The sequence below is a fragment of the Pseudomonas sp. NPDC077408 genome (genome assembly GCF_050269105.1).
In the GTDB taxonomy this organism is placed as follows: domain Bacteria; phylum Pseudomonadota; class Gammaproteobacteria; order Pseudomonadales; family Pseudomonadaceae; genus Stutzerimonas.
Map to the genome: position 1 here is coordinate 944,748 of NZ_JBNNHS010000001.1, position 18,846 is coordinate 963,593.

Below are 18,846 nucleotides of genomic sequence, written 5' to 3' on the forward strand. Positions count from 1 at the left end.
CTGGTTGATATCTAAGTGATAAAGCGATCAAAGCTGTCGGCTTTCGGGCTTTTTGCGCATCTTTCGCTGACCGATGGTCAGTGTTTTGCGTGGCCGGCTTAAGCCTGTAGAAAGGAACCTTTCACAACTTTATGCGCCTGGAGCGTGTCTATCTGCGCATACTGAAACGGATGACTGGAACGACCTGCATGAATGAACCCAAGGCATTGCTCGTCCTTCATGGGAAGCAAGGGCTCAACGAAGAACTTAGAGCAGCCGTAACCGAATGGCGTCAGCTGGGTAACGAGCTCGCCGTCCGGGTGACGTGGGAGCCGGGGGACACCGCGCGCCTGGTCAAGGAAGCGCTGGCGGCAGGTTATCGGACCCTGGTATCAGGAGGCGGTGACGGGACCTTACGGGAGATGGCGCAGGCTTTGATAGACAGCGGCGTTGACGCGAGTTTGGCGTTGTTGCCGCTGGGCACCGCCAATGACTTTGCCCATGCGGCAGAAATACCGCTGGAACCCTTTGATGCGCTCACCTTGCTCAATCGCGAACCCGTCTGGGTCGACGTCGGTGAAATGAACGGCGAGCTTTTCATGAACATGGCGACGGGTGGTTTCGGCTCTAAAGTGACAGCTACCACTTCGTCAGAACTGAAACGGGTTCTGGGCGGGAGTGCCTATCTCCTGACCGGCTTGTCGCGCTTCAGTGAGTTGCGGGCTACCTGGGGACGCTTTGTGGCGCCCGAGTTTGCCTGGGAGGGTGAATTTCTGGCGCTGGGCATTGGCAACGGTCGCCAGTCGGGTGGCGGCCAGCAGCTCTGCCCTCAGGCCTCGATCGTCGACGGGTTGCTCGATATCTGTATCGTTCCTGCGCCGGCCGATGCGGTCGGGACGCTCGGGACCTTGCTGAGTGGCGGATTGCTGGGCATCGATACGGTTTCGGTAAAAGCCCGTGCGCCATGGTTCGAGGTAGAGGCGCCCGAAGAAATCAGCATTAATCTTGACGGCGAACCGGTCTCCGCAAAGCAGATGCGTTTCTCCGTGAAACGCCGAGCTCTGCGGTTGCATCTACCTGCGGACAGCCCGCTGCTGCGTGACGAGCCACTGATCGAGCACGATGATCCATCCGCTTGATCCTTTGCGGTTCAGATACGAGCGCAACGAGCGGGCCGGGCTGACAAAATCTATCGCCAGTGGATAAAGCATAGGCACTTGCGGCCGATAGCTCCTAAGTCCCTTATTCGCCAAAGGAGCCCGCAATGGCCGGCATTCTGGAGTCAGTCGATCAACGCACCCGTTTGGTGGGGCAGAATCGCCTGGAAATTCTCATGTTCCGTCTGTCCGGACGGCAGCAGTTCGCGATCAACGTGTTCAAGGTGCAGGAAGTCGTGCAGCTGCCGAAGATGACGCTGATGCCGCACCGGCACGGCTCGGTATGCGGCGTGGTCAACCTGCGCGGCCAGACGCTGCCGGTCATCGACCTGTCGCGTGCCATTGGCTTGCGACCTTTGGTCCCGGATGAGCGCAGCACCATCATCGTGACTGAATACAATCGCTCGATCCAGGCGTTTCTGGTCGGCGGCGTGGACCGCATCCTCAACCTGAACTGGGAGGAAGTGTTGCCCCCGCCGACCACCGCGGGACGGCAGCACTACCTCACAGCGATCACCAAGGTCGAGGACAGGCTGGTCGAAGTCATTGACGTGGAAAAGGTCTTGGCTGAGATCGTGCCCTACAACACGAGCATCGCGCCGGAGCGCTTGACTGACCCGGTGCTCGAGCGCGCCAGGGGGCGTGAAGTGCTATGCGTCGACGACTCGACCGTTGCCCTGGCGCAGCTGCGAGAAACCTTGAGCCAGCTGGGTATCACCGTGCACTCCGCCAGCGATGGCATGAAGGGCTTGAACAAACTGAAGGCCTGGGCAGATAGTGGGGAGGTGCTCACTGATCGCCTGCTCATGGTGTTCACCGATGCCGAAATGCCGGAGATGGACGGCTACCGGCTCACGACGGAGATCCGCAACGATCCGCGCCTGCGTGATCTCTACGTGGTGTTGCATACCTCCCTCTCTGGGAGCTTCAACTTGGCAATGGTGCAGAAAGTTGGCTGTGACAACTTCCTTTCCAAGTTTCAGCCGGAGAAACTGGTGGACGTCGTCCGCGAGCGTTTGTTGCTGGACGAAACACGCTGACCTGACCAATCGCTCGAGGGCCCCGCATGCACCTTTCCTCGTTGTATCGTTTTCCGCTCAAGTCCGGTTCGGCAGAGCTTCTGCAGCAGGAACGATGTGACGAGCTTGGCTTGTGTGGTGACCGGCGCTGGATGGTGGTCGACGCCGCAAGCGGAAAATTCCTGACCCAGCGAATGCTGCCCGGCATGGCGTTGCTGAACGCTCGTTGGCAAGGTGACGCCGAGCTACTGTTGACGGCACCGGGGATGGATGCGTTGGCTGTTGCGGTTCCGGAGGAGGGTGGCGTTGAGCGTGGCGTGCTGATCTGGCGCGAAAGTCTACAGGTGCCCGATGCTGGCGACGCTGCAGCTGAGTGGCTGACACGCCTGCTTGGTCGTCCTTGTCGACTGGTTCATCTGCCCACGTCTCGGGGCATCCAGGTCGATCAGGATTATGCCCGGCCAGGCGAACGCACGGCATTCAGCGATGGATTTCCGTTTCTGTTGATCGGCCAGCGATCACTCGATGATCTTTCGGCCCGGGTTGGGCACATACTCGATGTGCGCCGGTTTCGGCCCAATCTAGTGATCGCCGGGGCGGCGCCCTACGCCGAGGATGGCTGGCGGCGCATTCGCATCGGTGATCTGGCTTTCCGCGTGGTGAAGCCTTGCTCACGTTGCATCATCCCGACTATCGATCCGCTGAGCGGTGACAGGAGCCCCGTCCGCGAGCCACTGGCTACGCTGATGAACTACCGGAAGGGCGATGGCGGCGTATTCTTCGGTCAGAATCTCATCGCCGAAGGCACAGGCCTCTTGCAGATTGGCATGCCTGTTGAAGTGCTCGAGTAACCTCGGCTGTGGGCACGCCACCGCACCTGGAACGGTGCCGCAACTAAGCCTTTTCCACGCCTGCTGCGGCGCCAAACCTACGCCGCAGCTCATCAATCCTTACGCCTTATCGCTGATTATCGAAGTAGCGCTCGTGCCATTCCACCAGTGGTTGTGGCGCGTTGAGCTTTTGCCCGTAAATGACCGAATAGGTCAGTACGTTCTGCACGTACTGGCGGGTTTCATCGAACGGGATATTCTCGACCCACACGTCAAACGGAAGGTGGTCTGCATTCTTCAGCCATTGGCGAACCCGCCCGGGTCCGGCGTTGTAAGCGGCCGAGGCTAGCACTCGGTTACCGTTGAACTGACCGTAAATCTGGCTGAGATAGGCAGCACCTAGCTGAATGTTGACGTTGGGGTTGAGCACTTGCTGGGGCGACGACAACGGAATGCCAAAGCGCTTGGCCGTTTCTTTCGCCGTAGCCGGCATCAACTGCATCAGGCCTGTGGCGCCCACATGGGAGCGAGCGTCGGCCATGAATGCGCTTTCCTGGCGAGTGATCGCAAACACCCAGCTGGGGTGGATTTCACGCGCTTTCGCGGCGTTCACCAGGCTGCTGCGATGGGCCATGGGGAAGCGGATGTCCAAGTCGTCCCAATACTTCGCCTGGCTAATGGTACGAATTGCAGGGAAGTACCATTCCATTTCATAGGCCAGTCGCGCCTGAGCGACCAGCTCGTCGCGGCTGAACAACCTGCTGACGTGATACCACTCGCGGCGCCCATCAACGATTTGCCCGCGAGCATGGAATTCCATGGCGCGGCGAATCCCAGCGGTATTGCGGACCTTCTGGATCAGCTTTGGGTCAAGCGCGAGGGGCTGATGGTTGAGCTTGTAGGGCGCCTGGATGCGGTCAGCCGAAAGGAAACCGTAAAAGTCGCGCTCGCCAGCGACCGGTTGGTAGAGCTGGACGGCTCGCTCATCTTTGGGCTTGGCCAGTTCCAGGCTGCGCGCTTTCCAGTACCGCCAGCGATTGGTGTTGGCGAGCTCTTCGGGGAATCGCTGAGTCAGCGCATAGACGTCATCCCAGCGGCCCAGGCGGAGCAACAAGCGAGCCCGCCATTCACTGACCGTGTCATCACGCAGCTCTGGGTCGTATTCAGCCATGACTTTCAGTGCGCGGGGGTCGAAACGCTTGGCCAGGGTGAGGCCGATCTGACGTGCGATGGAGACCTTTTCTTCCGCCGAAAAGGACATCCGCCTGGCGTAGCTGTCGAGCAGTCCAAGGGCTTGCTCCGGGTTTGCTCGGGCCAACCGACGTAAGCCGATCGAGACGACATCACCCATGGTCTCGGTGGCTGGCGAGAAGCGTTCAGGCTGGCTGAGCAGCTGTGGCTTCTGGGCGACATCGAGCAGAAGCTCGCCCTGTGCTTTCAGCGTCGGCAGGCTTTTGACCAAGAACTTGGCCAGGCCATAGTCGCCGTTCTCGACTGCCAGCTTGGCCCGTTTCCAGCGTAGAGCCTCGGTAAGCTGCCCTGCGTCGTCCCAACGTTCGAACAGGGCATCGCAAGCGTTGTGCTGGGACTTGCCCACCAGCCAGAGCTTTTCGGCGGTGGCATAGCCCTGTTCCTTCTGACCGCTTATGAGCTGGTATTGACCATACAGGCAGTCAAGTTCGGTGAAGTTCATCTTTGGGTCGTAGTGAGCGACGAAGGGCCGCCAGTCGCCGCGTGCCGCCAGCCGCCGCAGCCAGCGCAACTTCATCCAGCTCGCCTGTGGCAAATCACCATGCTCGGCGAGAAATTTCTCCACTTCGTCATTGCTGGCAGTTTTCAAGCGTGCGGTCAGATCGTCATATGCCAGATAGGGCTCGAGCGGATAGTCACGCAGGGCGCTGGCATGGCGTCGGTATGGTCCGCTATCGCCCTTGGCCAAGGCCCGCTTGGCTTCGTCGTAAAACTGACGCTGCTGCTGCAAACTCGCAGCTTGGGTGGTTTCAAGGGTGATGATGGAGAGAAACAGACACAAACAAATACTGGAGAGTCGACCGCGCATGAGACTTCCGAAAACGGGGGGGAGGTACGGGAATTTCTGCGGCTAGCTTAGCTTGGCCGGTCAAGCAGTTAAACGAGGATTAAGCGCTTGAAAGGCTCAAAGCGAAACTTCCGACGAGCGTCATGCCCGTGCCAGGTCCGGGTTGTCTTGGTCCGCTCGGGCAGAAGCTGACGAACCGACGGGAATTTATCGTCAAACAGGCCGCCAGGCGTCCGCTGCAGCCCGGCGGGGCGATGCCTTCTGTTAGAATGCGCGCCCTGTTTTCCGGAGATAGTCATGACCCTGCTCAAGTTGACCGATGTGTCCCTCGCCTATGGCAACAATCCATTGCTTGATGGAGTGTCCTGGCAGATTGCGCGGGGTGAGCGGGTTTGTATTATCGGGCGTAACGGCACCGGCAAATCCAGCATGCTCAGCCTGGTCAAGGGCAGCCAGCTACCGGATGACGGCGAAATCTGGCGAGCGCCAGGGTTGAAGATTGGCGAGTTGCCGCAGGAATTGCCAATTGCCGATGAGCGTACCGTCTTCGATGTGGTGGCTGAGGGGCTGGCCGGGGTAGGGCAGCTGCTTGCCGAATATCATCATCTGAGCCAGAACATCCAGAACGAAGCCGATCTCGATAAGCTCATGCATGTCCAGCAGGCGCTCGAAGCCAAGGATGGATGGCGCCTGCAGCAATTGGTGGACAGCACCTTGAGCCGCTTGCAGTTGCCGGCCGATAAAACCCTCGCCGAGTTGTCCGGTGGTTGGCGACGGCGCGTGCTGCTGGCCCAGGCGCTGGTGTCAGAGCCCGATCTGCTGTTGCTCGACGAGCCCACCAACCACCTGGATATCGGCGCTATCGCCTGGCTGGAAGAAGCGCTCACCGGGTTCAACGGTGCGGTGCTGTTCATCACTCACGACCGCGCGTTCCTGCAGAACCTGGCAACCCGCATTCTTGAGCTTGATCGCGGCCATATGATCGACTGGAACGGCGACTACGCCAGCTTCCTGGTGCACAAGGAGCAGCAGCTGGCAGCCGAAGAGACGGCCAATGCGCTGTTCGACAAGAAGCTGGCTCAGGAAGAAGTGTGGATTCGCCAGGGCATCAAGGCGCGGCGTACCCGCAATGAAGGGCGCGTGCGAGCGCTGAAAGCCCTGCGTGCTGAACGTAGCGAACGACGCGAGCACCAGGGTAAGGCCAACATTCAGATCGATGCGGCTGAGAAGTCTGGCAAGCAGGTCATCGTTGTCGAGCATGCGAGCTTCGGACATCCGGGGGGCGAGTTGTTGATTCGCGACTTCTCGACGGTGTTGCAGCGTGGCGACCGTATCGGCTTGCTCGGCGCTAACGGTACCGGCAAGACCACGTTGCTCAAGCTTCTACTTGGCGATTTGCAACCAACCAGCGGCACGGTAGAAGCCGGCACCAAGCTGGAAGTGGCATATTTCGACCAACTGCGTCACCAGCTAGAACTGGAAAAGACCGTCATAGACAACGTTGCCGAGGGACGCGATTTCATAACCATCGACGGCCAGAACCGACATGTCCTGAGCTACCTCGGAGACTTCCTGTTCAGTCCCCAGCGCGCCCGTACGCCGGTTAAGGCGCTCTCCGGCGGAGAGCGGGCACGGCTCTTGCTGGCCAAGCTGTTCAGCAAGCCCGCCAACCTGCTGGTCCTCGATGAGCCCACCAACGATCTCGATGTGGAAACCCTCGAGCTGTTGGAGGAAGTCCTGCTGAGTTTCCAGGGCACGGTTCTGATGGTGAGCCACGACCGGGCATTTCTCGATAACGTAGTGACCAGCACGCTGGTATTCGAAGGCAATGGCGTGGTCCGTGAGTACGTCGGCGGCTATCAGGATTGGCTGCGTCAAGGCGGCTCGGTAAAGTTGCTCGGCGTCGGTGAAGGCAAGGAGAGCAAAGAGGCGAAGGCCGAGGCGGCGCAGGCCAAGTCGGCTGCACAGCAAGCGTCTGCGGAGCCGACCCCGGCGAAAAAAAAGCTCAGTTACAAGGTTCAGCGCGAGCTGGAAGCACTGCCGGGCAAGATTGACGCAGTGGAAAAGGGCATCGCTGCGCTGCAAGAGGAGATGGCACAGCCGGCGTTCTATCAGCAGAGTGCTGAGCGGACCGGCGAAACCATCGCCAAGCTCGACGCGATGCAGCTGGAGCTCGATGCGCTGCTCGAGCGCTGGGCCGAGTTGGAGGGCTGAGCCGTCCGCAACGACGTGACCCCGGCCTGCAAGACCCGCACGTTCGCCGATAGAGCGTGCGACTTACGAGCCTGCGTTGAGCGGGACTTTGTGAAGATAACGATATCTGCCAGCAGACGGAGCATAGATGGCAATCGAATACCGAATCACCCTCGATGACGAGCATGAGTTCAGCTACCGGATCGAGCCGGACCGTGTCTTTGATCACGAGACTGCGAAGCTGGCGCCGAGATGGACGCGCCTGGATCATCAGCAGTGCAACAATTGCCCGTTGAGTCGTAACGAGTTCAGCCATTGCCCGGCGGCGGTCGACCTGCATCGAGTCATCGAGGATTTCCAAGGTCTGCCCGCCATTCGTAAAGCGCAGGTGCATGTCCGTACCCCTGAGCGGGAGTACAACAAGCTGGTCGGGCTGGAAGAAGGATTGCGCGCGCTTCTGGGTGTGATCATGGCCACCAGTGCATGTCCGATACTTGGCCGGCTCAAGCCGATGGCCCATCAGCATTTGCCGTTCGCGAGCAATCAGGAGTTTGTACTTCGGGCGGTATCGCTGTACCTGGCGAGACAGTACTTCAACCTGCGCGAAGGACGGCACGCCGATTGGGAGTTGCGGGGATTGGTGAGGTCGTTCCAGCAGTTGCAGCTGGTCAATCAAGCGTTCTGGCAGCGCATCCACGATACCTGTCACGAGGACTCGAACTTAAAGGCCTTCCTGACCTTCTTCTCCATGGCATCGAGCCTGACCTACTCGTTGGAGACGCAGCTGCAAAAGATTCGGCCACTTGTGATGAGTGCCGGGGACGGAGTCGAAACGGCCTGAACCAGCTGACTCAGGCCGGGCGACGGATCACTCGGGTTTTTTCAGGCGTACGGCGAGCACATCGCAGGGCGCACCATGCAGGATGTCATTGGACGTGGAGCCAAGCAGCAAAGCGAGGCCGTGGCGGCCATGGCTGCCCACCACTACCAGATCACAGCCTTGCTCCTTGGCCAGTCGGTGAACTTCCTGACGAGGCTGACCGTAGGCCAGGTGGCGTTGTTCCGCGGTTAGCCCCGGATAACGATCAGCGAACCCGGCCAAGCGCTCACGGGCTTGGTCGAACTGCTGTTGTTGCAGCATTGAAAGATCCATTGGCACGTCCCCACCGAAGGCCATCGCCATGGGTTCGATGACATGGACCAACGCCAGTTTCGCACCGCTGGCGGTCGCCAGCGCCTGAGCGCGCGCGACCACTGGATGGCAATCGTCGTTCAGGTCGGTGGCGACCAGAATATGCTGGTAGATCATGATGAATCTCCTGAAATGTCGGTTGCTACAAGTATGGCTTCTAGGCACGCGATATGGGCTGCAACGCGTTTTTTTTCAGGGTTTATACGGCGTTGGATGCGCAATGGCCAGCTGCATTGCATCAGTTGGCTAGCCGTGCCGTCGCTCACGACTGTTATCATGCCCGGCGTTAATGCCGGGGCTTCCTCCGGCCTGTACAGAGATCGCCATGTTCCTACCCGCCAATGAATATTTGCTTGCCTGGTCTGCCTACGGTATCGCTGCGCTGGGCTGCTTGCTGGTCTGGTTGCGCATCACCCGTCCCCTGTGGCGCTGGCTGCGCGAGCCGTTGCGGCTGATCATGGCCGTGTTGCTGCTGACGCCGACCATTGTCGATCCCGCCAAGGATCTGTTCGCCCCGGCGGTCGCCATCACAGCTCTGGATCTGTTGTTCAAGGTCGGCAGTAATGCCTGGCGTGCCGTGGCTGACCTCGCGCTCTACGGCTTGATTGCATTCGCCATCTATGCGGTTTTTGTACTTGTACGTTGGCTGATCGAGCGGCGGGCGAAACAGCACCCGAGCGAATCGCGCCATGAGGACCCTCGCACCCTGCGCGAACGACTCGAGGATGACGACGAAGAGGACTACCGTCCGATGAACCGCTACGAGGCGCGGACCGAACCCCGACTCTGACACTGAACCTTTCTCGCCCAAGGCGCAGCAGAACCTATCGGGAGATAGCGCATGTGTGAACTGCTCGGCATGAGCGCCAATGTACCCACCGACATCCACTTCAGCTTTACCGGACTGATGCAACGCGGCGGCCGCACTGGACCACACAAGGACGGCTGGGGTATTGCGTTCTACGAAGGTCGCGGTCTTCGACTGTTCCAAGATCCGGTGGCCAGCTGCGAGTCGGAAGTAGCGAAGATGGTTCAGCATTACCTGATTAAAAGTCATGTGGTGATCGGCCATATCCGTCACGCCAACGTCGGCAAAGTCGCGCTGGTCAATACGCATCCTTTCGTCCGGGAGCTGTGGGGGCAGCATTGGTGTTTTGCCCACAACGGCCAACTAGCGGATTTCAGCCCGGCGCGCGGCTTCTATCAGCCGGTAGGTGATACGGACAGCGAAGCGGCATTCTGCGATTTGCTCAATCTCATACGCGGCGACTTTCCCGAGCGGGTCGCTGCGGAGGATCTGGTCCCGCATCTGCTCGATGCCTGTGCCAGTTACCGTACCAAAGGCGTATTCAACTGCTTGCTCAGTAATGGTGAATGGCTGTTCAGTTTCTGCTCAACCAAGCTGGCGCAGATCACCCGTCGCGCCCCTTTCGGCCCGGCGCAACTGAAAGATGCTGAACTGACGGTGGACTTTAATGCGGAGACGACGCCAAACGACGTCGTGACAGTGCTGGCAACCGAGCCATTAACCGACAACGAGCACTGGGATATTCATCAATCGGGCGAATGGACGCTGTGGCGCCTGGGCGAATGCGTCGCGCGCGGGCAGGTGCAATGATGTTGAGAAGCTATCTGCGGCTGACCTTGTTTGCCCTTGGGTTGCTCATCGGTATTCAGGTGCCGGGCTTCATCAGTGCGTACAGTGCTCACGTCGAGGCGCGTCGGCTGGAGGCGCAGCTGGGTCTGGCCGGGTTCCAGGAAACAGCCGGGCGATTTTTCAAAGGTGATCTGAACGCCTTGGTCAAGCATTACCGAGCCAGCGAAGATGCGGTGTTTCAGAGCGATGCGCGCAGCGTTTCGGCATTGGTCGAGCGCGCCCGTTTGCTTGATCGTGAATGGCGGATCATGGAAGGGCCTTGGTACGCACAGGCCTGGCACGTGTTGGTCGGGGCAAACAGTGAGATAAGACGCCAGGTCTGGAATAGCTACCGCTTTCAGGTACTGCTGGCGCCCGAGGCCATCGCCTGGGGCCTAAGCTGCGCACTGTTGCTTGCATGGATCATTGAAAGCCTCTTCGTCTTGCTTCGCCAGGCTCTGTTTCCACAGCGCTATCGACGCCGTCGTCGTACGGCTAGCCCGCTTCCGTCAAAGCGATAGTCCGGACGCCTTGGGGATGTGTTACTTGCGCGGTGACGCGGTAAGCCCATTCCCCCAAACCTAACTGAAGGATAGGCAAGAAGAGGGTCGACGGGATTAGCCATCTGAGCGAAGAGGCCCCAATGACCAGTAAGGCAGCTTGTACAGGCTCGCCATCGGGTAAGCCTGAAACCTGCTGAAGAATGCCTAAGACAGCCGTCCAGATCACTAGCATCTGGACCAGTATCCAACTACCGAAGGCAGCATTTGCTAGCCTCAACGTGGGTCGGTGAGTCGGCGTGGCCGTTGCGGTTAGCCACCAAATCAGTAGCAGAGCCGAAGCGGCAAGATTCACGATAATGATGGTCTGCTCATAGCCCAACGCAAAGCGGGCTATCGCTGGCGCATTGGCACCGATGCTATGTATGGCACGCTCACCTGATAAGCCAAAGGCTGCTTGTAGCGCACCGGCCATGGAGATGGCCGTCACGGCTGTGACGGCCCAAAGGGCCAATCGTGTTTTCATCGGTGCGTCCCTGCAGCTGAAGGTCGATAGCGACCTATTTCGACAAAAACTTCATGCCTTCTTCCAGTCCGCTCAAGGTTAGTGGATACATGCGGTCCTCCAGCAAGTCGCGGATGATGCCTGTGGAAGAGGTGTAGCCCCAGGTATCCTTCGGGTAAGGGTTGATCCAGATGAGCTTTTTGTATTTTTCCATGAAGCGCTGCATCCAGACGTAGCCGGCTTCCTCGTTCCAGTGCTCTACGCTGCCGCCAGGCTGGGTGATTTCGTAGGGCGCCATGGCCGCGTCGCCAACGAAGACCACCTTGTAGTCGGCACCGTACTTATGCAGCAGGTCCAGGGTCGAGGTGCGTTCGGAAGTCCGGCGGAAATTGTTTTTCCAGACCGACTCATAGATGAAGTTGTGAAAGTAGAAGTACTCGAGGTGCTTGAACTCCGTCTTGCAGGCGGAGAACAACTCTTCGCAGACCTTGACGTGCGCATCCATCGAACCGCCAATGTCGAACAGGATCAGCAGCTTCACCGCATTGCGACGCTCGGGGCGCATCTGGATATTCAGCAGGCCGCCGTCTTTAGCGGTGTGGTCGATGGTGCCGTCCAGGTCCAGTTCGTCTTGCGCGCCCTGGCGAGCGAACTTGCGCAAGCGGCGTAGCGCGACCTTGATATTGCGCGTCCCCAGCTCGACCTGATCGTCGAGGTTCTTGTATTCGCGCTGATCCCATACCTTCACCGCCTTGCCTTGACGCTTGCCTGCGTCACCGATGCGGATGCCCTCGGGGTTGTAGCCGCCGGAGCCAAAAGGACTGGTGCCGCCCGTGCCGATCCACTTGTTGCCGCCGGCATGTTTGCCTTTCTGCTCCTCGAGACGTTTCTTGAACTCCTCGATCAGCTTGTCCAAGCCACCTAGCGACTCGATCTTGGCGCGCTCTTCATCGCTCAAGGAACGCTCGAACTCCTTGCGCAGCCACTCTTCTGGAATCAAGGCTTCGATATGCTGATCCAGATTTTCCAGGCCTTTGAAATAGGCGCCGAAGGCACGATCGAATTTGTCGAAGTGCCGCTCGTCCTTCACCAGAATCGCCCGGGACAGATAATAGAACTCATCCATATCGGCGAACACGACGTTGTGTTTCAACGCATTGATCAGATCGAGCAGCTCGCGCACCGACACCGGAACCTTGGCGGCGCGCATCTCATTGAACAGGCCAAGCAACATGGCAGAACCTCAGGCGTGCCGTCATCGCGGCACCTTGTATTAATGGTCAGCGGTCTTCGTCGTGCGTCGGGAGTCCGTCGCGGATCTCGTACCAGTCCGCCTTCGAGCCCACAAAGATGTGCTCCTGAGACGGGGCGGGCAACGGCGAGTCGAGCGTGCCGGCAGCAACGCCGAGCTCATGCTCGCGGTTGTCGACGAATTGCAGGTTGGAGCCGCAGCGAATGCAGAACGTCCGAGTCACATGGTCGGACGAGTGATAGACACCCAACTGATCCTTGCCGGAGAGAAAGTGAAACGCATCCAGCGGCACGCCCGCATAAGTGGCAAAAGCCGCACCGTGGGCTTTGCGACACATCTTGCAGTGACAATGGGTCAGCTCGTTGATCGGAGCGTCGATGCGATAACGAACGACGCCACAGAGGCAACTACCGGTATGCGTTTGCATGGATCTTCTCCAGTAAGTGAGGCGTCCGACTCCTGTGAGCCGCCGCCGGTCAGCGACTGGCGCGACGACTCATGAACGCCAGACGTTCAAGCAATTGCACGTCCTGCTCGTTTTTCACCAGGGCGCCGGCCAACGGCGGGATCGCCTTGGTCGGATCGCGCTCGCGCAGGACGGCTTCGCCGATGTTGTCGGCCATCAACAGTTTCAGCCAGTCGACCAGCTCGCTGGTGGACGGCTTCTTCTTCAGGCCTGGCACCTTACGGACATCAAAGAACACATCGAGCGCTTCGGCCACCAGATCCTTCTTGATATTGGGGTAGTGCACTTCGACGATCCGCTGCAGCGTGTCGCGATCAGGGAAGGCGATGTAGTGGAAGAAACAGCGGCGCAGGAAGGCGTCGGGCAGTTCCTTCTCGTTGTTCGAGGTGATGATGATGATCGGCCGCTGCTTGGCCTTGATGGTTTCGTTGGTCTCGTAAACGTAGAACTCCATCTTGTCGAGTTCTTGCAGCAGATCGTTGGGGAACTCGATATCGGCCTTGTCGATCTCGTCGATCAGCAGGATGACGCGCTGCTCGGACTCGAACGCCTCCCACAGCTTGCCCTTCTTGATGTAGTTGCGTACGTCGTGGACGCGGTCGGAGTCCAGCTGCGAGTCACGCAGTCGGCTGACGGCGTCGTACTCGTAAAGCCCCTGATGGGCTTTGGTGGTGGATTTGATATGCCAGGTGATCAGCTGCGCGCCAAATGATTCAGCCAGTTGCTCGGCCAGCATGGTTTTACCAGTGCCCGGCTCGCCTTTCACCAGAAGCGGACGCTCCAGGGTGATGGCCGCATTAACGGCAAGTTTGAGATCGTCGGTGGCGACGTAGGACTGGGTGCCTTCGAACTTCATCGGAGTTTCCTTGGATCGGGCCTGGCACGCAGGCACTTCATGTTGATTTAGACGACCGACTATAAGTGATGGGCGCCCGAGTGTGAACGTGAGCGGATCATTCAGTCACTGAATGGGCGACCTTTCCGTCGATGTTCGCGCTTACTCGTCATTTTCACTCAGCGAGCGCTCGAAGCGCGCCGAGAAGGCCTCTACGAAGGCGTTACGCAGGATTGCGATGAATGCTTGGAAAGGGCTTACGTCGGTGTTCTTGGTACTGCCATCCAGCTCTACGCGCGTGGCGAATTGTTCCTTGCGCTGGTTCTGTAGCACTTCCTCACCACCGCCAACAACCGCTTCCCAGATACCGCGAAAGAAACCTTTGTCTTCGTTCTTAACGTCTTGCTCGAAGTTGAATACTTCGACGTTACGCAGCAGCGGCTTGATATAGCCGTCCAGCTGAGCGTCGGTGGCCTCGACTTCAATCACCAGATCGCCAGTGCCGCCTGCGAAATCAAAGCTTCCGTAGGCGTTGCTGAAGTCATTCAGTTTGGTCAGATCGACGTCTGTAACACGCAGGCTGAACTGGAAGTCTTCCCAGTCTGTATAGGGATCGAACTGTGCGCTGGCTTCCATCGGCGCCTGATTGAACAACTGGGCATTGCCCTCGAATCGCGCGACGCGCCCTTGCTTCTGATCCGCAGTGTTGGTCAGGTTGAAGAGGCTGGCATCGATCGCGCTGGCATAGACATGAACGGGCGGATCTGCCTGGAAGTTACGAAACGAGACTTGCCCGTCGACGACTTTCAGTTCATTGAGCGTAAACGGCATCAAACCATTGAGGCGATCACGCCAATCGACCCCATCGCCCGTTTGCGAGCTTTCCTTTTGCTCACCGTCGACGAAGTTCAGGTGGGGCTGTTCCAAAATGATCTCACCAACCAGCGCTTGATCTTTCCACAGCGCCCGCCAACTAAGACCGATATCGACAGCGTTTGCGGTAAACAGCGGCGCCTGGACTTGCTGGTTTTTTTTGTCAATCACCAGACCATCGAGCCGATAGGCGCCACGCCACCAGGCGAGGTCGACGTCTTCGATGTGGCCTCGGTAGTCTCCCAAATCCGCAAGTTTGCCGTTCAGGTAGTTAAGTACTACGTAGGGCAGTGCCAGATGAATAACCAATACCAGTAGTGCAAGTGACAACAAGACCCACAGCGGGCGGCGATAACGTGTCTTCATTGGAGGCCTGATCGAGCGGAAACATGGGCGGCTCTGCTTCTGGATGGACCCTTGTCGCCAACTATGAGTTCGGCTGGACGAGTCGAGAGACTGCGCTTAGGCTGACGAGTCTTGGTTTTTTCATCGCAGGGATACCGTCATGAGCCGCATCTTCGCAGACAACGCGCAAACCATCGGCAACACGCCACTTGTAATGATCAACCGTCTGGGGCCTAAGGGCGTCAGCATCATGGCCAAGATCGAGGGTCGAAACCCGGCTTATTCAGTCAAGTGCCGGATCGGCGCGGCGATGATCTGGGATGCCGAAGAAAAGGGACGCCTGAAGCCAGGTATGACGCTGGTTGAGCCGACCTCTGGGAACACGGGCATTGGCTTGGCCTTCGTTGCCGCGGCGCGTGGCTACAAGCTGATGCTGACCATGCCGGCCTCGATGAGTCTGGAGCGCCGCAAGGTATTGAAGGCGCTCGGCGCTGAGCTAGTGCTCACTGAACCGGCAAAAGGCATGAAAGGTGCGATCGAGAAAGCCGCCGAGATTGCAGCATCCGATCCTGACAACTATTTCATGCCGCAACAGTTCGAAAATCCGTCTAACCCTGCCATTCACGAAAAAACCACCGGGCCGGAAATCTGGAACGACACCGAAGGCAGTATCGACGTGCTGGTGGCGGGCGTGGGAACAGGTGGCACCATCACTGGCGTGTCGCGCTATATCAAGAACACCAAGGGCAAGCAGATCCTGAGCGTTGCGGTAGAGCCGGTCAGCTCCCCTGTAATCAGCCAGACCCTGGCGGGCGAAGAAGTCAAACCGAGTCCGCACAAGATTCAGGGGATCGGTGCCGGCTTTGTGCCGAAGAATCTGGATTTGTCGATCGTCGATCAGGTCGAGCGTGTCGATGATGATGAGTCAAAGGCCATGGCGCTGCGCCTGATGCGCGAAGAAGGCATCCTCTGTGGGATCTCCTGCGGTGCTGCAATGGCGGCGGCGGTACGTCTGGCCGAAAAGCCGGAAATGCAGGGCAAGAACATCGTGGTGATCCTGCCCGACTCAGGTGAGCGCTACCTGTCGTCCATGCTGTTCTCCGATATGTTCGGCGAGCAAGAGTTGCAGCAGTAATCAACGCTGCGCCGGGATGTGTTGCAGCCTGGCGCAGCCACCAGAGGCCAGGCGCGCGGCGCCAAACCCGTCTAGCCGCGTTGGGGTTGGGGCGCAGTCTCAACTGCGGATGGTGCCTGTTTCAGCACGAGCCAGAGCGCCACGGCGATCAGCGCGCCACCGTAGGCGTAGGCCCAGTCCAGCGGTTCGCCCAGAAACAGAGCTCCCCATAGCACCCCAAACGGCGGAATGATGAACGTCACCGTCAGCGTTCGAACCGGACCGATATCGGCAAGCAAACGGAAGTAAAGAATGTAGGCAAAGGCCGTGCAAACGATGCCGAGGCCAGCAAGGCTTAGCCAGACGGTGCTGCCGCCCCAGGAAACAGGCGGTGCTGTCAGCAAAGAAATGGCGAACAGCGGCAGCAAACATAGTGCCGCGCCGACCTGGCTTCCAAAGGCGACCAGTTCGCTGGTCAAGCCGCCATGTTGGTTGATCCAGCGCCGGGTTAGGAAGCCGCCAAATCCATAGCACGCGGTTGCGCCCAGGCAGGCGAGTGCACCGATCAGCAGTTGTAGATCGAATGCGACAGGACCGGTGCGAGTCAGCAGCGCAACGCCGCTCAGGCCGAACAGCACGCCGACCAGTTTTGCTGCAGTCAGTGCTTCGGCGAAGAATAATGCGCCGATGAGTACGCCCATCATCGGTGTGGTCGCATTGAAGATCGCCGAATAGCCAGTCGGTAGGAATTGCGCCGCTAAGGCATAGAGAGCGAACGGAACGCCTGAGTTGATCATGCCCAGGATCAGGCACAGCTTGAGTTTGCCGCGAAAATCCCAGCGGGTCCGCATGAGCGCCAGAATCGCCAGCAGGCCTATGCAAGCGAACAGCACACGGAAGAAAGCGGTGGGAAAGGTGCCAAGCTCCGGCGCGATGATTCGCATGAAGAGAAAGCTGGCACCCCAGATAGCGGCAAGACTGAGCAGACGCAACAAGTCGAGAAGTCGCATAGCAGAGCTCCGGCGGTCGAGTCGTCAGTGTTGGTGAGGCGGGCTCGCCTGACAACTCTAAACTCGCTTTCAAAACGCCCGTTGAGCTGACTCGCTTTCATTGAGAAGTTGCTGTGGATAAGCTCGACGCTTTCATGCAGCGGGATAAATGATATGGCGCAGCATTCGCCGAATCTCGAGATCGCCCAGCAGATCCTTCTGGGCTTCGATGACTACCGCGAACATTTCAGGTTAATCACTGAGGGCGCCCGGGCACGCTTCGAGCAAGCCCGGTGGCAAGATGCCCAGCGTGCATCGGCGGCCCGTATTAACTTGTACGAAGAAAAAGTCAGCGAGACGGCGGCAGCCTTGCGCTCTGCCGTGGAACCAGGGGTTCTGCTCGACGTGAACCGTTGGCCGCAGGTCAAAGGTGAATACATTGGACTGATTAATCCACGCTTTGACGATGAGCTTTCGGAAACTTGGTACAACTCGATCTTCTGCACCTTGTTCAGCCATGACTGCATCAATGACAGCACCATGTTCATCCACACCACGCGGCCGGCTAACCGCGCCCAGCGAATGGCGCAGACGCGGCGCTACCAACCCAGTGGTGATCTGCACGGTGTGCTCGAACAGATTCTCAGCGATTTTGCGTTCGACGTGCCCTACGCTGATCGGGAAGGAGATTTGCAGCGGCTCGAGACTCAGCTGCAGGTGTCCTTACCCGATTGGGTCTGCAAGGATCCGGAACTCGTCGTCGAGCTCTTCACCTCGGTGCTGTATCGCAACAAAGGCGCCTATCTTGTGGGGCGCATCTTCACCTGCGACGAGCAATGGCCGCTGGTGATCCCGCTGTTGCACCGGGAAGGCGATGGATTGGTTGCCGATGCCCTGATTACCGATGAGGCGGAAGTTTCGATCATCTTCTCCTTCACCCGCTCGTACTTCATGGTGGAAGTTTCTATCCCGGCGGAGTTCATCGGCTTTCTCAAGCAGATCATGCCCGGCAAGCACATCGCCGAGCTCTATACCTCGATCGGCTTCTACAAACACGGTAAATCGGAGTTCTACCGGGCGCTGATTAACCATCTGGCTAGCACTGACGACCGCTTCATCATGGCGCCCGGCGTGCGCGGGATGGTGATGAGCGTGTTCACGCTGCCTGGCTTCAATACCGTGTTCAAGATCATCAAGGATCGCTTTTCCCATACCAAGAACGTTAACCGTGCGACGGTGGTGGAAAAGTACCGCTTGGTGAAAAGTGTCGACCGGGTAGGGCGCATGGCGGACACGCAGGAGTTCGCCGATTTCCGCTTTCCAAAAGCTAAATTCGAACCAGAGTGCCTCGCTGAATTGCTTGAGGTTGCACCCTCTACGGTCGAGGTCCAAGGCGATACGGTACTGGTGCGTCACTGCTGGACCGAGCGGCGAATGACCCCGTTGAACCTGTACGTGGAAAACGCAAGCGAACAGCAGGTCCATGAAGCGTTGGAAGACTACGGGCTGGCTATCAAGCAACTGGCGGCTGCCAACATCTTCCCCGGAGACATGCTGCTGAAGAACTTCGGTGTGACCCGCCATGGCCGCGTCGTGTTCTACGATTACGACGAGATATGCTTTCTCACCGAGGTCAATTTCCGCTACATACCCGAGCCTCGATACCCCGAAGATGAAATGGCATCTGAGCCCTGGTATTCCGTAGGGCCCAACGATGTGTTCCCGGAGGAGTTCCCCCGCTTTCTGTTTGCCGATATCGGGCAGCGCCGGCTGTTCGCGAAGCTGCATGGAGAGCTCTACGACGCTAACTATTGGAAGGGCCTGCAGCAGGCAATCAGCGACGGCAAGGTGATCGATGTCTTTCCCTATCGTCGCAAGATGCAGACTGCCCAGTAGTCGCGCCAGGCGAACGCTTTTGGACAG

The 18,846-nt window shown here is 58.7% G+C and carries 18 protein-coding genes; 10 read left to right on the plus strand and 8 right to left on the minus strand.

Going from position 1 to position 18,846, the window contains the following annotated elements; translation table 11 throughout:
- The first annotated feature begins 188 nt into the window (after positions 1–188).
- The 3 genes from yegS to ACQKEK_RS04680 all read left to right on the plus strand — a co-directional run bounded on the left by yegS (position 189) and on the right by ACQKEK_RS04680 (position 3,006).
- Positions 189–1,118 (plus strand): lipid kinase YegS, encoded by a 930-nt coding sequence (gene yegS, locus ACQKEK_RS04670; RefSeq protein ID WP_499141260.1) that lies wholly within the window; start codon positions 189–191, stop codon positions 1,116–1,118.
- Positions 1,119–1,243: 125 nt separating this feature from the next.
- Positions 1,244–2,176: a chemotaxis protein CheV gene (locus ACQKEK_RS04675; protein WP_064482137.1), complete on the plus strand. Its 933-nt coding sequence runs from the start codon at positions 1,244–1,246 to the stop codon at positions 2,174–2,176.
- Positions 2,177–2,202: 26 nt separating this feature from the next.
- Positions 2,203–3,006: an MOSC domain-containing protein gene (locus tag ACQKEK_RS04680; RefSeq protein ID WP_499141262.1), complete on the plus strand. Its 804-nt coding sequence runs from the start codon at positions 2,203–2,205 to the stop codon at positions 3,004–3,006.
- A gap of 106 nt (positions 3,007–3,112) precedes the next feature.
- Here ACQKEK_RS04680 and ACQKEK_RS04685 read toward each other — a convergent pair whose 3' ends face one another.
- Positions 3,113–5,044 carry a transglycosylase SLT domain-containing protein gene (locus ACQKEK_RS04685; protein ID WP_499141264.1) on the minus strand — a complete coding sequence of 644 codons (1,932 nt, stop codon included), beginning with the start codon at positions 5,042–5,044 and terminating at the stop codon, positions 3,113–3,115.
- A 276-nt stretch (positions 5,045–5,320) separates the two neighbouring features.
- Between ACQKEK_RS04685 and ACQKEK_RS04690 the strand changes: the two genes are divergently transcribed.
- Complete coding sequence (locus tag ACQKEK_RS04690; protein WP_499141266.1) at positions 5,321–7,237, plus strand: ATP-binding cassette domain-containing protein; 1,917 nt, start codon at positions 5,321–5,323, stop codon at positions 7,235–7,237.
- Positions 7,238–7,364: 127 nt separating this feature from the next.
- Positions 7,365–8,057: a DUF6901 family protein gene (locus ACQKEK_RS04695; protein WP_499141268.1), complete on the plus strand. Its 693-nt coding sequence runs from the start codon at positions 7,365–7,367 to the stop codon at positions 8,055–8,057.
- Between the two features lie 27 nt (positions 8,058–8,084).
- Here the strand turns inward: ACQKEK_RS04695 and ACQKEK_RS04700 are convergent, their stop codons facing one another.
- Positions 8,085–8,525, minus strand: a complete 441-nt coding sequence (locus ACQKEK_RS04700; RefSeq protein ID WP_019341630.1) for a universal stress protein — start codon at positions 8,523–8,525, stop codon at positions 8,085–8,087.
- A 208-nt stretch (positions 8,526–8,733) separates the two neighbouring features.
- Between ACQKEK_RS04700 and ACQKEK_RS04705 the strand changes: the two genes are divergently transcribed.
- The 3 genes from ACQKEK_RS04705 to ACQKEK_RS04715 are packed head-to-tail and all read left to right on the plus strand — an operon-like array spanning position 8,734 to position 10,565.
- Positions 8,734–9,198: an MFS transporter gene (locus ACQKEK_RS04705; RefSeq protein WP_499141270.1), complete on the plus strand. Its 465-nt coding sequence runs from the start codon at positions 8,734–8,736 to the stop codon at positions 9,196–9,198.
- Between the two features lie 51 nt (positions 9,199–9,249).
- Positions 9,250–10,026 carry a class II glutamine amidotransferase gene (locus tag ACQKEK_RS04710; RefSeq protein ID WP_499141272.1) on the plus strand — a complete coding sequence of 259 codons (777 nt, stop codon included), beginning with the start codon at positions 9,250–9,252 and terminating at the stop codon, positions 10,024–10,026.
- Positions 10,026–10,565: a DUF2937 family protein gene (locus ACQKEK_RS04715; RefSeq protein WP_499141274.1), complete on the plus strand. Its 540-nt coding sequence runs from the start codon at positions 10,026–10,028 to the stop codon at positions 10,563–10,565. Before ACQKEK_RS04710 ends, ACQKEK_RS04715 begins: the two co-directional genes overlap by 1 nt.
- Here the strand turns inward: ACQKEK_RS04715 and ACQKEK_RS04720 are convergent.
- The 5 genes from ACQKEK_RS04720 to ACQKEK_RS04740 form a co-directional block, all read right to left on the minus strand.
- Positions 10,540–11,070, minus strand: a complete 531-nt coding sequence (locus ACQKEK_RS04720; RefSeq protein ID WP_499141276.1) for a hypothetical protein — start codon at positions 11,068–11,070, stop codon at positions 10,540–10,542. The genes ACQKEK_RS04715 and ACQKEK_RS04720 overlap by 26 nt on opposite strands.
- Positions 11,071–11,104: 34 nt before the next feature.
- Positions 11,105–12,283: a vWA domain-containing protein gene (locus ACQKEK_RS04725; RefSeq protein WP_064482145.1), complete on the minus strand. Its 1,179-nt coding sequence runs from the start codon at positions 12,281–12,283 to the stop codon at positions 11,105–11,107.
- Positions 12,284–12,329: 46 nt separating this feature from the next.
- Positions 12,330–12,728 carry a GFA family protein gene (locus ACQKEK_RS04730; RefSeq protein ID WP_128120615.1) on the minus strand — a complete coding sequence of 133 codons (399 nt, stop codon included), beginning with the start codon at positions 12,726–12,728 and terminating at the stop codon, positions 12,330–12,332.
- Between the two features lie 49 nt (positions 12,729–12,777).
- Entirely contained in the window at positions 12,778–13,623 is an 846-nt protein-coding gene (locus ACQKEK_RS04735) for an AAA family ATPase (RefSeq protein ID WP_499141277.1), read from the minus strand.
- Positions 13,624–13,764: 141 nt separating this feature from the next.
- On the minus strand, positions 13,765–14,841 hold the full coding sequence (locus ACQKEK_RS04740) for an AsmA family protein (RefSeq protein ID WP_499141279.1): 1,077 nt from the start codon (positions 14,839–14,841) through the stop codon (positions 13,765–13,767).
- A 139-nt stretch (positions 14,842–14,980) separates the two neighbouring features.
- Here ACQKEK_RS04740 and cysK point away from each other — a divergent pair, with 139 nt between their 5' ends.
- On the plus strand, positions 14,981–15,955 hold the full coding sequence (cysK, locus tag ACQKEK_RS04745; RefSeq protein ID WP_045428091.1) for a cysteine synthase A: 975 nt from the start codon (positions 14,981–14,983) through the stop codon (positions 15,953–15,955).
- A 71-nt stretch (positions 15,956–16,026) separates the two neighbouring features.
- Here cysK and ACQKEK_RS04750 read toward each other — a convergent pair whose 3' ends face one another.
- Complete coding sequence (locus tag ACQKEK_RS04750) at positions 16,027–16,944, minus strand: DMT family transporter (RefSeq protein ID WP_499141281.1); 918 nt, start codon at positions 16,942–16,944, stop codon at positions 16,027–16,029.
- Between the two features lie 153 nt (positions 16,945–17,097).
- On the opposite strand from ACQKEK_RS04750, the gene aceK reads away from it, so the two are divergent.
- A complete protein-coding gene (gene aceK / locus ACQKEK_RS04755; RefSeq protein ID WP_499141282.1) occupies positions 17,098–18,819 on the plus strand; it encodes a bifunctional isocitrate dehydrogenase kinase/phosphatase in 1,722 nt (573 codons plus the stop codon).
- Positions 18,820–18,846 lie beyond the last annotated feature (27 nt).